The sequence below is a fragment of the Brevibacillus sp. SYP-B805 genome (assembly GCF_011059135.1).
Taxonomy (GTDB): Bacteria; Bacillota; Bacilli; order Brevibacillales; family Brevibacillaceae; genus Brevibacillus_F.
On the sequence record NZ_JAALGD010000010.1, the window covers coordinates 72078 to 88810 of the forward strand.

15 protein-coding genes and 1 riboswitch are annotated in these 16733 nt (G+C 55.5%); of the genes, 11 read left to right on the top strand and 4 right to left on the bottom strand.

Annotated features, from left to right (window positions below; all coding sequences use genetic code 11):
- Nucleotides 1–131: 131 nt before the first annotated feature.
- Nucleotides 132–2474: an RNA polymerase recycling motor HelD gene (helD, locus tag G3578_RS13365; RefSeq protein ID WP_165213457.1), complete on the bottom strand. Its 2343-nt coding sequence runs from the start codon at nt 2472–2474 to the stop codon at nt 132–134.
- 330 nt (nt 2475–2804) lie between these two features.
- Between helD and G3578_RS13370 the strand changes: the two genes are divergently transcribed.
- The 6 genes from G3578_RS13370 (at nt 2805) to G3578_RS13395 (ending at nt 7949) form a co-directional block, all read left to right on the top strand.
- On the top strand, nt 2805–3002 hold the full coding sequence (locus G3578_RS13370; protein ID WP_165213458.1) for a hypothetical protein: 198 nt from the start codon (nt 2805–2807) through the stop codon (nt 3000–3002).
- A gap of 18 nt (nt 3003–3020) precedes the next feature.
- Entirely contained in the window at nt 3021–3359 is a 339-nt protein-coding gene (locus G3578_RS13375; RefSeq protein ID WP_165213459.1) for a DUF1360 domain-containing protein, read from the top strand.
- A 412-nt stretch (nt 3360–3771) separates the two neighbouring features.
- A complete protein-coding gene (locus G3578_RS13380) occupies nt 3772–5127 on the top strand; it encodes an MATE family efflux transporter (RefSeq protein WP_165213460.1) in 1356 nt (451 codons plus the stop codon).
- Nucleotides 5128–5297: 170 nt separating this feature from the next.
- Nucleotides 5298–6233 carry a phosphotransferase gene (locus tag G3578_RS13385; protein WP_165213461.1) on the top strand — a complete coding sequence of 312 codons (936 nt, stop codon included), beginning with the start codon at nt 5298–5300 and terminating at the stop codon, nt 6231–6233.
- A 107-nt stretch (nt 6234–6340) separates the two neighbouring features.
- Nucleotides 6341–6649 carry a PTS sugar transporter subunit IIB gene (locus tag G3578_RS13390; protein WP_165213462.1) on the top strand — a complete coding sequence of 103 codons (309 nt, stop codon included), beginning with the start codon at nt 6341–6343 and terminating at the stop codon, nt 6647–6649.
- 22 nt (nt 6650–6671) lie between these two features.
- On the top strand, nt 6672–7949 hold the full coding sequence (locus G3578_RS13395) for a PTS transporter subunit EIIC (protein WP_165213463.1): 1278 nt from the start codon (nt 6672–6674) through the stop codon (nt 7947–7949).
- A 70-nt stretch (nt 7950–8019) separates the two neighbouring features.
- On the opposite strand, the gene G3578_RS13400 is transcribed toward G3578_RS13395, so the two are convergent.
- The gene (locus G3578_RS13400; RefSeq protein WP_165213464.1) at nt 8020–8499 is read right to left on the bottom strand and encodes a glutathione peroxidase; all 480 of its coding nucleotides are present in this window, start codon (nt 8497–8499) and stop codon (nt 8020–8022) included.
- Nucleotides 8500–8698: 199 nt separating this feature from the next.
- Nucleotides 8699–8812, top strand: a riboswitch (TPP riboswitch).
- A gap of 157 nt (nt 8813–8969) precedes the next feature.
- Between G3578_RS13400 and thiC the strand changes: the two genes are divergently transcribed.
- The 5 genes from thiC to G3578_RS13425 all read left to right on the top strand — a co-directional run bounded on the left by thiC (nt 8970) and on the right by G3578_RS13425 (nt 14436).
- Complete coding sequence (thiC, locus tag G3578_RS13405; RefSeq protein ID WP_165213465.1) at nt 8970–10736, top strand: phosphomethylpyrimidine synthase ThiC; 1767 nt, start codon at nt 8970–8972, stop codon at nt 10734–10736.
- Nucleotides 10737–10884: 148 nt separating this feature from the next.
- Nucleotides 10885–11934, top strand: a complete 1050-nt coding sequence (gene desB, locus G3578_RS13410) for a Delta(10) desaturase DesB (protein ID WP_165213466.1) — start codon at nt 10885–10887, stop codon at nt 11932–11934.
- 121 nt (nt 11935–12055) lie between these two features.
- Nucleotides 12056–12745, top strand: a complete 690-nt coding sequence (locus tag G3578_RS13415) for a TerC family protein (protein ID WP_165213467.1) — start codon at nt 12056–12058, stop codon at nt 12743–12745.
- A 125-nt stretch (nt 12746–12870) separates the two neighbouring features.
- Complete coding sequence (locus G3578_RS13420; RefSeq protein WP_165213468.1) at nt 12871–13440, top strand: TetR family transcriptional regulator; 570 nt, start codon at nt 12871–12873, stop codon at nt 13438–13440.
- Between the two features lie 51 nt (nt 13441–13491).
- A complete protein-coding gene (locus tag G3578_RS13425) occupies nt 13492–14436 on the top strand; it encodes an NAD-dependent epimerase/dehydratase family protein (protein WP_165213469.1) in 945 nt (314 codons plus the stop codon).
- An 11-nt stretch (nt 14437–14447) separates the two neighbouring features.
- Here G3578_RS13425 and speE read toward each other — a convergent pair whose 3' ends face one another.
- Both speE and G3578_RS13435 read right to left on the bottom strand, forming a co-directional pair.
- Nucleotides 14448–15329, bottom strand: coding sequence for a polyamine aminopropyltransferase (gene speE, locus G3578_RS13430; RefSeq protein ID WP_165213470.1), 882 nt, complete (start codon nt 15327–15329; stop codon nt 14448–14450).
- Between the two features lie 15 nt (nt 15330–15344).
- The gene (locus tag G3578_RS13435) at nt 15345–16607 is read right to left on the bottom strand and encodes a Rossmann-fold NAD(P)-binding domain-containing protein (RefSeq protein ID WP_165213471.1); all 1263 of its coding nucleotides are present in this window, start codon (nt 16605–16607) and stop codon (nt 15345–15347) included.
- Nucleotides 16608–16733: the final 126 nt, after the last annotated feature.

Consider the following 16733-nt stretch of genomic DNA (forward strand, 5'->3'; position numbering starts at 1 on the left):
CTAATATTTGCTGCAAACCGAAAGCGTATGCGAAAGGGCAGGCTTGATTCAACGTGAGGCTCTACAGGCATGGATGGCAGGGATAGCCGCCAGGTGCCCGGCAGGCGGCCTGGCGGCATACGGTTGTCCCGCTACGGCTCCAAGGTATAGGTATCCGGGGAGAGGCTGCGCAGAAACGGGCTCATCTCGCCGATGAAGCAGAGATGAAGCTCGTGCATGGCCCGGGTGCAGGCGATATAGAACAGCTTCCGGTCGCTCTCCTCGCCGTACTGCGTGCGGGAGGCGTTGTAAATGATCACCGCATCGAATTCCACGCCTTTGGCGAGATAGGAAGGGATGACAAGCGCCCCTTCGTCGAAGGATACCGTCTGTTGATCGATCAGGCGAATCGGGATGGAGCCTTGCAACCTTTCATACGCTTCCCGGCTTTCCTTGGCGGTCTTGCAGATGACGGCGATTGTCCGATGCCCGTCGGCCTGCAGCTGCTGAATCCGGGCCTTCACCTTCTCCGCAAGCGCGGTATCGTCGGCGGCCTGGGTCAGCGTTGGCTTTTTGCCTTCCCGGTTGAATGGTTCTATGGCTTCTCCCCCGGTGATCAGCCCGCGGGTGAATTCGACGATCGGGCGTGTGGAACGGTAGCTGCGGGTCAATACGATGGTCTCCGTGTGATCCGTTCCATAGAGAGACGTTAACTGCATCAGGTCGGTGGTGGCCTGCGCATGCATGGCCTGGTTCAAATCCCCCAGCACCGTCATTTTGCTGTGCGGAAACAGCCGTTGCAGGAAGGCGAACTGGAGCGGCGAATAATCCTGCGCCTCGTCTACGAAAACATGCCGGACGGACGTGTTGGTCCGGAAGCCTTCGATCCGCTCCATCAGATACACGTACGGCGTCGCGTCTTCGTAAGCCATTTCGGAACGGTTCAAACGTTCAACGGTCTGCCTGCAGATTTCCGCCCATGCCGCAGGAGGCTCCCCGCCATCGACGGGGAAGAAGCGTTCCGGCTCGGCGAACAGCTGCCGATAGATGGCGGGCATGTCGATAAACTGCAGCCGTTTCACTTGTTCCCGAAGCGGCTGGAAGTGTCGGTCGACCACCATGGTGGCGAGCAGTTTCTGTTCGTACGCGAAGTCGTCAAAGGTATGTCCGCCAAGCCGCTTGCTCTTTCTCAGCTCTTGATGCGCCTGATGGTAGTCGTCTTGATCGAGCAGCTGGATCTCGTTTTCCACCCATGCTTTTTGGCGTTCCAGGCGGGCGCGTTCTTCCAGCTGGTCAAGCAGCCATTTGGCTACAAGCTCCATGCGGTTCGGAATGCGCAGGGAAGCATCGAACGAGTAAAAACGTTCCGCGATCCGGCTGGCCGGTACGATCGTCTTGCCGCGGAATTTCACATCCCGAAAACGCATGCCTTGCCGCGCCAGGATGTCGATATAGCGCTCCAGCACCTGCATAAAGGCGGTGGACGCCTTGTACCGGATTCCCTCGATGCGGGCCGCATAGCCCGGTTCGTGGCGGGCGGTAAGCACGTATTCCAGCTGGGTAAACGAATCTTCGAGCCGGAACGTCTGACCGATCCGTCGTTCCAGGTATTCCTGGAAGGTTGTCTGCTGCATGTTTTCCTCGCCCAATTCGGGGAGGACGGTAGACACATAGCTGTTAAACAGCGGGTTGGGGGAAAAGAGCACGATCTGCTCCGCGCGCAGCGTTTCCCGATAGCGGTACAGCAAATAAGCGACCCGCTGCAGGGCGGCCGATGTCTTGCCGCTGCCCGCGGCGCCCTGTACGATCAGCATGCGGCTTCGTTCATTGCGGATGATGCGGTTCTGTTCCTTTTGGATGGTGGCGACGATGCTCTTCATCTGGGTGCTGGCCGCTTTGCCGAGCACTTCCTGCAGCAGTTCATCGCCGATGGTAACCCCCGTATCGAACATGCTGCGGATTCGGCCGTCGCGGATGATATACTGCCGCTTCAATTCCATGGTGCCGGTAACCGTGCCGCCGGGTGTTTCATAGGCGGCAGGTCCCGGCGGGTAGTCATAATAAAGGCTGGCGATAGGCGCGCGCCAATCGTAGATGAGGAAATCCGTGCCGTGCTTGTCGAGAAGGGAAGCGATGCCCAGATAAATGCGTTCGGCGTTCTTTTCGCCGTCCTCCAGGAAGTCGATGCGGCCGAAATAAGGGGACTGCTTGAGCTTGATCAGCGTTTTCAGCTGTTTTTCGGCATGGCGGTGGCTGCGCTCCCGCTCCGACAGGACTTCCGCCTGCTGTTTGATGCTGGCGTAAGTTTCAATCGCTTCGTACGCATCGTCGAAGTTGACGGTAACATCGTCCCAGAAGTTTTTGCGAATGTCGACGATATCTGCCTTGATGCTGCCGACCTGCTCGCGCAAGGTGCCGATCCGCTCGTCGATGTCTGCAAGCACGTGCTCCACCCGCTGCTGCTCTTCCAGCCGATCTTGCTCTGCCTTACTCATGGAACCGCTCCTTTTCTCATCATTTTTTTAGGATCAAACGGTTTGACAATGCCGGGCCTATCTGATACAATTATATTAGGGGATTTATTGTATTTATGAATGATGCAGTTAGGCCATTCTTCATTTTATCATAGGATTGCTCTCGATACAAGACAGGCAGCATGCAACGGAGACGTCACGCACGTCTCCTTTTTTCGTCTGCAGGGGAGGGGAAAAGGAGGTCAGGCTGATCGCGACGGATATGGACGGCACCCTTCCCGGGATGGACAGATCGCTTCTCTCCTGCGTGCGGGGAAAGGTTGGAACACATTGCCGGTGGGATGGCATAAGATGACAGTACATGATTCAGAAAGGTGGTTGATCGAAGCGATGGACAACAGGCATATCTGGTATGATCCGTATTTTAAAAAAGCCAGCTACCCCAAAGCAGGCGGCAAGGAATTTCCGACCGGCAAGGAAAAGAGAAGCACGTCCTACAACAAAATGGGAGACTGTCGCTGCGGGAAACCCATCAATCCGTATAAATAAGTGCGTGAGGGATAGAAGGTGGAGGAGATCTCTTGGTTTGATCTTGTCATCCTGGTGCTAGCTTCCTATCGCCTCACTCATCTGATCGTGTTTGATGAGATCGCGGCGTTTATTCGAAACCCGTTCCTGCGCGTTTCCTTCGTGACGGATGAGGCGGGGCATATCCAGAGGCAGATCGAAATCCTGGGGACGGGATGGAGATATGGGGTGGGCGTGCTGCTCAGCTGCTACTGGTGTGTGGGAATCTGGTCGGCTGCTTTTTTTGTGCTGCTGCATTTGTATGTGCCTGCGCTGTTTCCCCTGTCGCTGATATTTGCGGTGGCCGGGGCGGCTGCCATCCTGGAAACGAAGGTGTAGATTCCTCCACAGGGATGGCAGCCGCATGTCCAGCGTGATACATATCCGGCACCGATGGAACGGTGCCTCAGTGTGCAGACACAGTCGGTTATGTCATGGATGATGGTTCCTGCTCGCTCTCTTGACGACCAGCAAAGAAGTTGGCTTTTGTCCGCTCCGAAACTCGACGCGGGCGGGGGCTCAACATCTGGGTGTTTCAAGGATGTGAGACTCACGCCCCCTTTGCTCCCGCGTCTTTGTTTCTTCGCTGAGTCGGTCGTCAAAGGAGCTCGCTTGGCCCCATCACGCCATGATTTTAACTGTTGTTTGTCATCAGTGCGGTACCGATGGATCGGTGCCTTTTTTCCGGATGGCATTCCTGCTCCCTTTCTTGTATGCTGGTACTACCACCTTGTTGAGGACGGGAAGAGAGATGAAGCAAACCTATACCATTCAGGAAAAGATCCGGCAGTTCCTCACCGTGCTGCTGCCGATCCTGATTTCGCAGCTGGCGCTGTTTGCGATGACGTTTTTCGATACGATCATGTCTGGACATGCCAGCCCGACCGATCTGGCGGGGGTAGCCATCGGCGCCAGCATCTGGGTTCCGATCCAGGCGGGATTAAGCGGGATCTTGATGGCGGTAATGCCGATGGTGGCGCAAATGATTGGAGCCGGCAAGAGAGAGGAAGTACCCTTTACGGTCATCCAGGCTGTTTATTTGTCGGCGGCGATTGCGGTGGCCGTTATTCTCTGCGGGGCGCTGGTTCTCCAGCCGCTGCTGGACATGATGAAACTGGAACCTGCTGTCCGCGAAATCGCCCATCGCTTCCTGCTGGCGCTTTCGATAGGGTTTATCCCCAGTTTTGTCTACACAGTGATCCGCTGTTTCATCGACGCGCTTGGCATGACGCGGGTCACGATGCTGATCACCCTGGTCTCGCTGCCGATCAATATCGCGCTGAATTACGCGCTGATTTTCGGCCATTTCGGCTTGCCTCGCCTGGGAGGCGTCGGCGCGGGCTATGCCTCGGCCATCACGTACTGGTGCATTCTGCTGATCAGCGTCTGGGTGGTGCAGCGCGTCCATCCGTTTTGCGAGTACGGAATATTTACACGGTTCTACCGCCTCTCCTGGCCCGCGTGGAAAGAGCTGCTCAGGCTGGGGGTGCCGATCGGTTTCTCCATCTTTTTTGAGGTGAGCATTTTTGCAGCAGTCACGTTGTTGATGAGCGAGTTCAGCACCATAACCATTGCAGCGCACCAGGCCGCCATGAATTTCGCATCGTTTCTCTACATGGTGCCGTTAAGCATTTCGATGGCGCTGACGATTGTGGTCGGCTTTGAGGTCGGGGCAGGGAGGCACCGGGATGCCCGGCAGTACAGCTTTGTGGGGATTACGGCGGCGCTGGTCATGGCGGTGCTGTTTGCGATCGGCCTGCTGGTTTGCAACAAACAGGTGGCGGGGCTCTATACCAGCGATCCCGCCGTGCTGGAGCTGACCCGGCAATTCCTGCTCTACTCCATCCTGTTCCTGCTGTCGGACGCCATCGGCGCGCCCATCCAAGGGATTCTGAGAGGGTACAAGGATGTGACGGTCACGTTTATCGCGGCGCTGGTTTCCTACTGGGTGATCGGCCTGCCGGTCGGCTACCTGCTGGCGAAGACCACGTCGCTTGCCGCATTCGGTTACTGGATCGGGCTGATTTCCGGGCTCGCGGCCGGAGCGGTATTCCTGTTTGGACGCTTGATGGCGATTCAGTTCAGAAAAAAGACACAGCGGATTTGATTGGGATGTGAACCGGTTGCCATGATCGGCGCAGATCGTGGCGGCAGCGGCCACATCCCTTTTTCATATTGTCAGCAATCTCTTTTGCGGTTGGAATCACTGGTTGGAAATTTGGTTGTTTTGTTCATATCCCTCGCTTTGCTGGTACCGTAACATAAACAGAATATGGATTGCGTTTCGGTGAGGTGATGGATGTGCCGATGGAAAAAGAGCTGGAAGCCGCCTACCAGCTGGAAGTCAGCAAGATGACAAGCGTGCGCGACATCTATTATCTGAAAACGAAAGATCGACGCTTCCTCTGCGTCAAGGGGTATGACATTCCCGAAGCGGAAATGCGCTTTATCGCACGCGTGCTGGAACATCTGACCGAAGCGGGATACCGCTGCTCACCGCGCATGGTTCCAACGAGGACAAGGGCTCGCTGGATCACATACGACAACAAATACTACATGCTGACCAATTGGATACAAGGGAAGTCCCCCGATTTTACCGATCGACAGGCGTTTCGGCAGGCGATCCGTACCCTGGCTGAGTTCCACCGGTACGCAACCGGCATGCCGCTTCAGGAGGCTCCGGCCAGAAGAACCCGATACGCCATGCTGCCGGCGAGCATTGCTTCCTATCGAAGCACCCTCTCCCGTTACCGAATGGCAGGAGACATGAAGCCGTTTACCGCCCTTTGCGAGACGGCGGTTCACCTGATCAAGCATCCCGCCAGCGAGAAGGCCCTTGACCATGAAAGGAACGTCGGCGCCTTCGCTCATGGGGACTATAACTATCCCAATCTCGTCGTGGACGGGAAAGGCGTTTTTCATCTCATCGATTTTGAGAACACGTCGCTGCATGCAAGAATGACCGACCTCGCCCATCTCCTTCACCGCAACGCGACATGGGACGGCCCGCAAACCGTCCGGTGGATCGAGGAATATGACCGGATTCGGCCGTTGACGAGCGAAGAGAGACACTTGCTGTTCGCGCTGCTGCACGTTCCTTACCCGCTGGTGCGGGCCATCCGCATGAAGAAATCCGCGCGTGCGGTCAAACGATTGATGCCCGAGCGTCGAACTGTCGAGCACTATGTCCGGACGCTGCGGACAACCTTGTAAAGAAAAGACAGGTCTAAACGGAAACTTTTGTTCATATCAATACGACAAAACATGCCATTTTGTTTCATGGTCAAGCATGGAAGCGGGTTCCCGGGGAGGTTGTGTTGATGAACGTGTTGTTTGTCTGTTCGGCCGGCATGTCGAGTGCCATCGTGGTAAACGCCCTCAAAAAAGAGGCGGAGAAACACCGCATCGAGATGAACGTGAAGGCTGTCAGCACGGAAGAGTTCGGAGAGGAGGTGAAAAACGGGTGGGATGTGGCCATGGTGGCACCGCAGGTCAGACACCGCTTTGACTACCTGAAAAAAGAGGCGGATGCCGCCCGCGTTCCCTGTGACCTGATTCCCCCGCAAGCTTACACGCCTTTGGGTGGGTCAACCCTGCTGAAAAAAGTGAGGGAGTTGGCGCAGCGATAGCATCGGAAAAGGAGGAGCGACTGTGGATCAACTGGTTCAATTTCTGGATAAATATTTTTCCGGCCCGGTTGCCAGGCTGGCCGAACAGCGGCATCTGCGCGCCATCCGGGACGGGGTCATTTCCGCACTGCCGTTCATTATCGTCGGCAGCTTTTTCCTCATCATTGCCTTTCCGCCCGTTCCAGCCGAATGGGCCCTGGCCAAATGGGCGAAGGCGCACGTTGCCGACATCTTGATCCCCTACCGCCTGACGATGTATATCATGTCTCTCTATATCGCATACGGCATTGGGCATAATCTGGCCAAAAGCTACAACCTGGATCCCCTGGCAGGGGCTCAAATCGCAATCGTTTCGTATTTGTTGACCATTCTTCCCAAAGTGGTGGACGACGTCGGCTTTGTTTTGCCCATGACCAATCTGGGAGGCCACGGGTTGTTCGTCGCCATGCTGTCCTCCATATTTGCCGTCGAGGTGCTGCGCTTCTGCAAGCGGAAAAAATGGACCATTAAAATGCCGGAGCAGGTACCGCCATCTTTGATGCGCTCGTTTGAAGCGCTGATTCCCGTGGCGCTTGTGGTGGTCGTCATGACATTGATCACGGTCGTGCTGGGCATCGATGTACATAGCTTGATCGACAAGCTGGTTTCCCCGCTTGTCACGGCGGGAGATACCTTGCCGGGCATCCTGATTCCCGTTTTTTTGATCACCTTCTTCTGGTCGTTCGGCATTCATGGGGTGTCGATTGTGGGGACGGTAGCGCGTCCGCTGTGGGAAGTGTATCTGGCGAAGAATGCGGAAGCGGTGGCAGCCGGCCAACCCATCCCCCATGTCGCGCCGGAAACCTTTTATCAGTGGTTTATCTGGATCGGAGGGTCCGGGGCGACGCTGGGGCTTGTGATCTGCATGCTGTTTTTTGCGAAGTCCCAGTATACGAAAACCCTGGGAAAAACGGCGCTCGCCCCGGGGATTTTCAATATCAACGAACCGGTCATCTTCGGAATGCCGATTGTCTTGAACCCCACCTTGATTATCCCGTTTGTGGTCACCCCGCTGGTTACCGCGACCCTTTCCTACATCGCCACGGTGCTGGGATTCGTCAATCCCACCTACATCATGGTGCCCTGGACGCTGCCCGCGCCGATCGGGGCCTACCTGGCAACAGGCGGCGACTGGAGAGCCATCATTCTCGTCCTGATCAACATCGCCATCTCCTTCTTCATCTACTTCCCGTTCTTCAAGGTGCATGAACAGAAGATGGCGGAGCAGGAGAAGGCAGAGGGGGAGGTATTCCTGCAGTGAGAACCGTCACCCATGACAGGTCGGACTTTGTCTACAAATGGGAAAGCCCAGAGGTTGTCCGGGCTTTTTCCTAACCAAGCAGGGCCACGATCTCTTTTTCCAGCTTCTCCGGCTCGTCGGTGGGAGCAAAACGCTTGATCACATGGCCTTGGCGATCGACAAGGAATTTGGTGAAGTTCCATTTGATCGAGGTTGATCCCAAAATACCGGGAGCCGCTTTTGTCAGGTATTGAAAAAGCGGGTGAGCATGGGGGCCGTTCACGTCCACCTTGGCAAACATCGGGAAGGTCACCCCGTAGGTAAGCGTGCAGAACCCCATGATTTCCTCATTGTCCCCCGGCTCCTGATTGCCGAATTGGTTGCAGGGAAAGCCCAGGATTTCCAATCCGGCGGAGCCGTATTTCTCATAAAGCGCTTGCAGTCCCTTGTACTGCGGGGTAAAGCCGCATTTGCTGGCCGTATTGACGATCAGCAGCACCTTTCCCTTGTATGCGGCCATCGATTGTTCTTCCCCGCGGATCGTACGTACGGAAAAATCATAAATGGACATGGTGGTACCTCCTTCATTGGCTTGAGGGCAGGCTTCCGCGTTCAGTGGCCGGCCCGCCCGGCTGGGCGGATCATGACAGTGCAGATGCGTTACCCACATTGTAAACAATGACCACGACATGTGTAAGAGGATTGGGTAACATGGATATTCCCAACCGGGCGGGAATATGGTAAGGTATGCATATTGATAATTGAATCACTTTTTACACTAGGGGTGCCCACGAGCTGGGCTGAGAGAGAAACGCGATGAAGTTTCTTAACCCTTCGGACCTGATCTGGATAATACCAGCGTAGGAAAGTGTTCCATGTACCAGATATGCAGCGCGCAGCGGCCTGCCGTGCATGCTGCTGGGAAAACCGGGTCCGTATCCAGCGGCCCGGTTTTTTGTTGGCTCCAACCGCTGCCATGTCTGGACGGCCGCCTTATCCTGATCTTGTCCTTTGCCAAAACAAGACAAAGGAGAGAGTCGCATGTCAGAAATGAAGAGTCCATCCGTATCCGCCTTTCCCGGAAGCCGCAAGGTCTATCTGCAGGGAACACGAGCCGATATCCGGGTTCCCATGCGGGAGATTCAGCTTCATCCCACAGCCGGGAGAAACGGGGAAGAGGCCAATCCCCCCATCCGCGTCTATGACACCAGCGGCCCCTATACCGACCCGGATTATCAGGCGGATATCCGCAAAGGGCTGCCGGCGCTGCGCCGCCAATGGATTCTGGAACGCGGAGATGTGGAAGCGTACGACGGGCGTGCGGTAAGGCCGGAAGACGATGGATTTCGTCCGGGGGGCGGCCAGGATCAGCGCAACGTGTTTCCCGGCTTGAAACGCAGGCCGCTTCGGGCCAGACAGGGCAGCTGCGTCACCCAGCTGCATTATGCGCGCAAGGGGATCATCACCCCGGAGATGGAGTTTGTGGCGCTGCGGGAACAGATGGATCCGGAATTCGTACGGGAGGAAATTGCCCGGGGCCGCGCCATTATCCCGGCCAACATCAATCACCCCGAAAGCGAGCCGATGATTATCGGGCGCCATTTCCACGTCAAGGTCAATGCCAATATTGGCAATTCCGCTGTCACCTCCTCGATCGAGGAAGAAGTGGAAAAGATGACATGGGCCATCCGATGGGGGGCTGACACCATCATGGACCTGTCAACGGGGAAACAAATCCACACCACCCGGGAGTGGATCATCCGCAACGCACCGGTACCGGTGGGCACCGTTCCCATCTACCAGGCTCTTGAAAAGGTTGGGGGAAAAGCGGAAGAGCTGACATGGGACATCTATCGGGATACCCTGATTGAACAAGCGGAGCAGGGCGTGGACTACTTCACGATTCATGCGGGTGTTCTCCTGCGGTATATCCCTCTGACTGCCAAGCGCGTCACGGGGATTGTCTCGCGCGGCGGCTCCATCATGGCAGCCTGGTGCCTGGCCCACCATCAGGAGAACTTCCTGTATACGCATTTTGAGGAGATTTGCGAAATCCTGAAGGCGTACGACGTGTCCATTTCGCTCGGCGACGGGCTCAGGCCGGGCTCCATCGCGGACGCCAATGACGAGGCGCAGTTTGCCGAGCTGCGCACACTGGGCGAGCTGACAAAAATCGCCTGGAAGCATGATGTGCAGGTGATGATCGAAGGGCCGGGACACGTTCCCATGCACAAAATCAAGGAAAACGTGGAGCTGCAGATGGCGATATGCCAGGAAGCGCCGTTTTACACCTTGGGGCCGCTGACGACGGATATCGCGCCAGGCTATGATCACATCACGTCTGCCATCGGAGCGGCCATGATCGGCTGGTACGGGACGGCGATGCTGTGCTACGTGACGCCAAAGGAGCATCTCGGTCTCCCCAATAAGCAGGATGTCCGCGAGGGGGTTATCGCCTACAAGATTGCTGCGCACGCTGCGGATCTGGCCAAGGGGCATCCCGGCGCCCGGCAGCGGGACGATGCGCTGTCCAAAGCCCGCTTCGAGTTCCGGTGGCGCGATCAGTTCAACCTCTCCCTCGATCCGGAGCGGGCCATGGCGTACCATGACGAAACCCTTCCCGCGGAGGCAGCCAAAACGGCCCACTTCTGCTCGATGTGCGGCCCGAAATTCTGCAGCATGAAAATTACCCAGGAGATTCGGGAGTATGCGTTCGCCAAAGGCATCGACGCAGCGGACGCGGTGGAAGAAGGCTTGCGGGAAAAGGCGGAGCAGTTCAGGCAGGCGGGAGGATCAGTCTATAGCTGAAGATATAGGAGGGCTTACGGCACAGCCCTCCTTTATGCTGCCACATTTTTAGCGTTGGGGGATAAATAATGATTGCGTGACAAGCGGGTGTACTGGTACGATTGCTCTAATACCATTCCATGGCTTTACCGCGAAAGGAGCCAGCATTTTGAAAGAACTCCACACATTCGGTTGGTATGCGGCACGCATATCGCCCCATCTGCCCGATCAGGCATTTCAGCCGGTACCTGCACGTTTGCTGGGGGGACTTGCCTATTTGATCGTGACGATCACCGGCCTTCTCTTCATCGGCCTCCTTGATCTCCATCCGATTTTCAACCTGATGATTGCGATGGTCCTGGGCGCCAGTTTTGCCGCCTTAGGATTTTTGGGGCATGAGATTCTGCATGGGACGGTTGTCAGGAAACCCTGGCTGCGGGATATTCTCGGCGCCGTCGCTTTTTGGCCGCTTTCCACAGGGCCCAAACTGTGGCGCAAGTGGCACAATCTGACCCACCATGTTCACACCCAGCATGAGGAGCTTGATCCGGACGCGTGGGTAAGCCTGGAGCAATTCCTCAAGCGCCCGTTTGTCCAACGCATCTACCGGCTTCCTCTCATCATTCGCTCGTTTGTCAGCTTTACCGCGTTAACCGTCTCTTTTACCTTTCATTCCATCCGCATGTTCGGTCGCTTTGTCAAAGAGTTTCGTCCCCAGACACAGCCTGTCCTTTGGCTGCAGCTGCTTCTGCCCTGGGCCACCTGGATTGGCCTGCTCTTCTGGATCGGCCTGGAAAAATGGCTGTTTGCCTATCTGATTCCGCTCTTGATCGCCAATGGGATCGTGATGGCGTATATCTCCACGAATCACCGTTTGAATCCGCTGGTGCCGGTCAATGATCCGCTGGCGAACAGCCTGTCGGTGACGGTGCCGCGATGGGTGGATATATTGCATTTCCATTTTTCCTACCACACGGAGCATCATCTGTTTCCCGGCATGAGTTCCAAATATTATCCCCTGGTCAAGCAACATATCAAAAGGATGTGGCCGGACCGCTATCATGAAATGCCGCTTTGGAAGGCCTTGATCGCCCTGTGGAAAACGCCGCGGATTTACTACCAGGAGAAGAATCTGATCGATCCGCGCAGCAGAAACGTGTACGGATCGTTGGGCCATGGGCTTGATCCTGCGGACATCAAGTACCGGAAGCAATGTTAGTCACGGCCGAAAGAAGGCGCCTGTATGCAGCAGGCGTCTTTTCTGTTTTGCGCATAAAGTTTCTTAGACCTTTTTCAGAGAATAAGGTACAATTTTCTATAGAGAGAAAAGGAGGGGCCATATGGACAGCGAAATTCTGATCGGTCTATTGAAGATAATTCTCATTAATATCGTGCTAAGCGGGGATAATGCGGTTGTCATTGCTTTGGCCTGTCGCAATTTGGACAAGCGGTACCAGAAGAAGGCGGTGTTTTTCGGTACCTTTGGGGCGATCGCCTTGCGGGTGGCGCTTACGTTCGTAGCGGTCTATCTTTTAACCATTCCCTTTCTGAATCTTGTCGGCGGCATTCTGCTGTTGTGGATTGCCATCTCGCTGCTGAAAGGCGGAGATGAGGAAGATATTAAAGCAAGCTCCAACCTGATGGGTGCCATCAAAACGATTATCGTGGCGGACCTGGTCATGAGCCTGGACAACGTGGTGGCGGTAGCCGGCGCCGCGAACGGAAACAACCTCCTGGTTCTGCTTGGTCTGGCGATCAGCATTCCCCTGATCATCTGGGGCAGCCAGCTGCTCATGAAGCTGATGGAGCGGTTCCCCATCATCGTGACGGCGGGCGCGGCGCTTTTGGGGTATACGGCGGGTGAAATGATGCTGAAGGACCATGCGATCGAGAATCTGTTGGAATCTCTCAGCCCCATCATACATCAAGGCGTTCCGATCCTGTTTGCCGTTCTGGTTGTGATTGTGGGCAAAGTGAGCGGCATGTCCAAAAAAGAAAAAGAAAAGGACGAACTCCTGAACGTGAATTGATGGTTGCCATCTCCTTCCCGAATCGGCCTCGGGAAGGAGATTTTTTTGTTTGCACGATGGCGCTCGCGTATGATAGAATGCCAGCAGATGGTAATTGACCATTGTTCAATTAATGGAGGGATGACGTGGCAGCGAGAAAAGCGGTCGAACAGGAACTGTCAAAGGAAAAAATCATGGAAGCGGCCAGAGAGCTCTTTGTGACGCATGGCTACCGCCATGTCTCCATGCGCCAGATCGCCAAAGAACTCGGTTACAGTCACGGCTCGATCTATTATCACTTCCGGAACAAGGCAGACCTTTTTTATTCCCTGGTGAACCAGGACTTCGCTCTGCTGGACCAGAAGCTGGAAGAAGTGCTGCGGCAGGATCTTGAACCTGCCCGGAAGCTGGAGCAGGTGCTGTTGGGATATATCCAGTTTGGGCTCGACAACCAGAGCCACTATGAAATCATGCTTGTCATCAAGGATGAAGAACTGGCAAGCAAGCTGCAGGAAAAACCGAACCAAAGCTATGAGAAATTTGCCCAGGCCATTTATTACCTCAGCGGACAAAAGGCGAACGCCGCGTTAATCTGGTCGATTTTTCTCTCCCTGCACGGGTTTGTCGCCCACTACTGCAGGTCGGGACACTCCTTCGCGGATGTGGAAACGATGGCGCGGTTCCATGTGCAGAACCTGCTGAAATGGTTGGCGTAAATTTTTCAAATAATGTAAATGATGGTGAAGGTAGCAAAAGGAGCGGTGGAAATGAAGAAGGCACTTGTGTTGGGAGCGTCCGGAGGAATGGGGTTTGCGCTGGTTCATGAGCTGGCAGCCCGGGAAATCGAAACGGTTGCGTTCGCCAGAGGGAGAGAGAAGCTGGAGCGGTTGTTCGGCGCCATGCGGGGAGTATCGATCCGCAGCGGGGATCTTTTTGTGTTGGATCACCTGCTGTCCGCAGGAGAAGGCGTTGACGTGATCTTCCACGCGGCCAACATCCCGTATCCGGAGTGGCAGGAAGGGCTGCCCCGCATCATGCGCAACGTGCTGGATGCGGCCAAACAGCTGGGGGCCAAAGTGGTCGTGATTGACAATATCTATGCGTACGGGAGAAGCGGCGGCCAAAAGGTGACGGAACAAACCCCCAAACGCCCGCACACCAAAAAAGGAAAGATCCGGCTTGCACTGGAGGAAATGGTGGCAGAGGCCCATCAGGCGGGAGTCCCTGCGCTCGTCACCCATTTCCCCGACTTTTACGGGCCGAACGCCGAGAATACGCTGCTGCATTACACGCTCAAGGCCATGCAGGCTCACAAAAGCGCCCGGTTCGTGGGCGATCCCGCCGTGGAGAGGGAATACATCTTCACGCCGGACGGGGCCAAGGCCGCTGTGGAACTGGCGCTGCGTGAATCCGCGTACGGCCAGCATTGGAATATCCCGGGGCCCGCTGTCATCTCGGGGCATGCCCTGATCGACATCATGCGGCAGCAAACCGGCTACAAAGGAAAGGTTGGCACCGTCGGCAAGGGGATGATCTCGTTCATCGGGCTGTTTCAGCCCATGATGCGGGAAATGGTGGAGATGATGTATCTGCTGGAAGAACCCGTGGTGCTGTCCGGCGAAAAGTATGAACGGGAAATTGGTCCTCTTCCCCAAACCCCCTATGAGGAAGGGATCAGGAAAACCCTGGCGTTCATGAAAAAGGGGGAATAATCAACCCGCAATTACAAGTGATCGGACAGCAGCTGTTTCACATAGGTCGGCAGGGTAAAGGACGTCCGGAAAATATCCGGATTGATGTATTTCGCGTCCTGCCACTGCAAACGGCGTGTATCCGCCTCAAGCGGATCCCACTTTTTCGATGCCAGGGTGAGGCTCCAGATGCCGCCGGGGAAGCAGGGAACCGTCAGCAAATAGACGCGCACGATGGGGAACAGCTTTTTCGCCTGTGAAACCGTATCCTGCAAGAGCTGAGGATTGTAGAACGGCGACCCGGATTGAAAAACGGCCATGCCGTCACTGCTCAATCCCTTATGCACATGTGCATAAAACTCGTCGCTGTACAAGGCGGCTGCAGGCCCGAATGGATCCGGACGGTCAATCAGCAGGACATCATAAGGTTCGGACAGTTCCTTGATCCACGAGTACCCGTCCCGGATGATCACCCGGACGCGGCTGTCCCGCTGCAGGAACGATTCGTGGGTGAGCCACTTCTGGCAGACATCGATCACCTGACTGTCAATTTCGACGACGTCGATGTGCCGCAGGCTGCCATATTTCATGGCTTCGCGGGCAGGCCCGCAATCGCCGCCGCCGATCATGGCGATCCGTTGGGGATCGGGGTGCGTTGCCAGAGGTACATGTGCAAGCATTTCATTGTACATATACCCGTCCTTGGTCGTGTATTGCGGGACGCCGTCCAGCACCAGCATGCGGCCGAACCCTTTTGTGTCGATGACGCTGATCTCCTGATAAGGCGATTGCTCGAAATGCAGCAGGGATTCCACCTGAAATCCCAATTCCATGCCAAGTTCCGGCGTACTGTCCCACAACCAGAGCTCCTCGTTTTCCTTATAGAACCCGGTTAAGGAGTCTTTCTTTGTCATTGGATGCAACTCCTCTCATAATGGATTCCGTCGTCGTGCCAACAGCAGACCGTCGCTATTCGGGTTTTCGCCTGTCACAAAGTTCTTCAAGTAACGGGTAACGTACTCCCCGTATTTGGCAGGCGTATGAAGCAGCAGCTCATCGACGTAATGGACGCCGGCAGGAATGGCATCAAGCAGCAGGGAGCAGACGGCTCCGTACACGCCGCAGGCCACCTGAAAATAAGTGGCGTTTACCTGATACGCCGCAAAAACGCTGCGGTTATCCCTGACGTTGTACATATACCGCTCCTTATCCTCGTAAACAAGCAGGACGCCTACCAGATCGCTTCCGTCCATTTCCGCATCGGAAGGGTCCATCACCTGATGATGCCAATTCCACAGGTCGCCCGGATTCCCCAGTTGGGAGCGGATCAGATTCGTCGTATAATCGTTCACCCTGTAGATAAAGCCTGTTTCCATGTTGGAGAGCCGGCCCAGCGTAAGGACTTCTTCGTGTGGCATCAGACAGCCGTAAAACTGCTTCTTCCCCAGCGTCACTTTGAACTCCAAGTTGTACACATGTTGATAAAAAAACAGCGGCTCTCGTTCCTTTACGAACATCGGATAGTTCAAGAGCGCCTCATCCAGGAAGCATTCCGGTGACCAGGTGGAGTAGACGGTTTTCTCCTTGACACAGGTCGTATCGGCATAGAATGAGTCGTCATGCTCAACGATGTAGCAGCCAAGGGGAAGTTTCCCCGGCTGCTCGGCAATCATTTTCAATGCCATCCATTGGACAACGCCGGGATTCATGCCCGAGCAGACAATCGCGCGGGTCTGGGTAAAATGATGACGGTGCTGTTCAAAAATACGGTATCGCTCGATGAGGGTGAATCCCTCCAGATCTTCGTTCTCATCTACCATCATATTTTCAAGCGCCGTATTGGTGTATAAAACGCCCAATTCGTTGCAGCAGCGCAACATCTCAACCGTATCCGCCCAGGAAACGTCAATCACCAGGGTGGTGCGGGTTCTGCGCAGATGCTGCTTGAACAGGTTGGTATGGCGCAGGTCAAGCTGATGGAGAACCAGTTTGTCCTGCAGATGCGGAAAGCGCGGAAGGAAATCCTCCAGCCTCTGCGGTTTCACGTCTATCAGATGAATGGTAGACTGCTTGAGAAGAGCATGGATGGGGTCATTGGCATCGGCGATTGCCTGATTCAAGATGGACAGAACGGCTTTCGCCACGCCTCCGCCGCTTCCGAGAATGCTGATCACGAGTGGTCGGCTTTCCAATTTTGTCCCCCCCTTTCATTCAACAATATTCTTGCAAGGAAGAGGGGGATTGTGCACATTCCCCCGGATATCGTCCAATTCCTGGCGGCACATAAAAACAGCGGGTGGCTGACCCGCTGTTGGTGG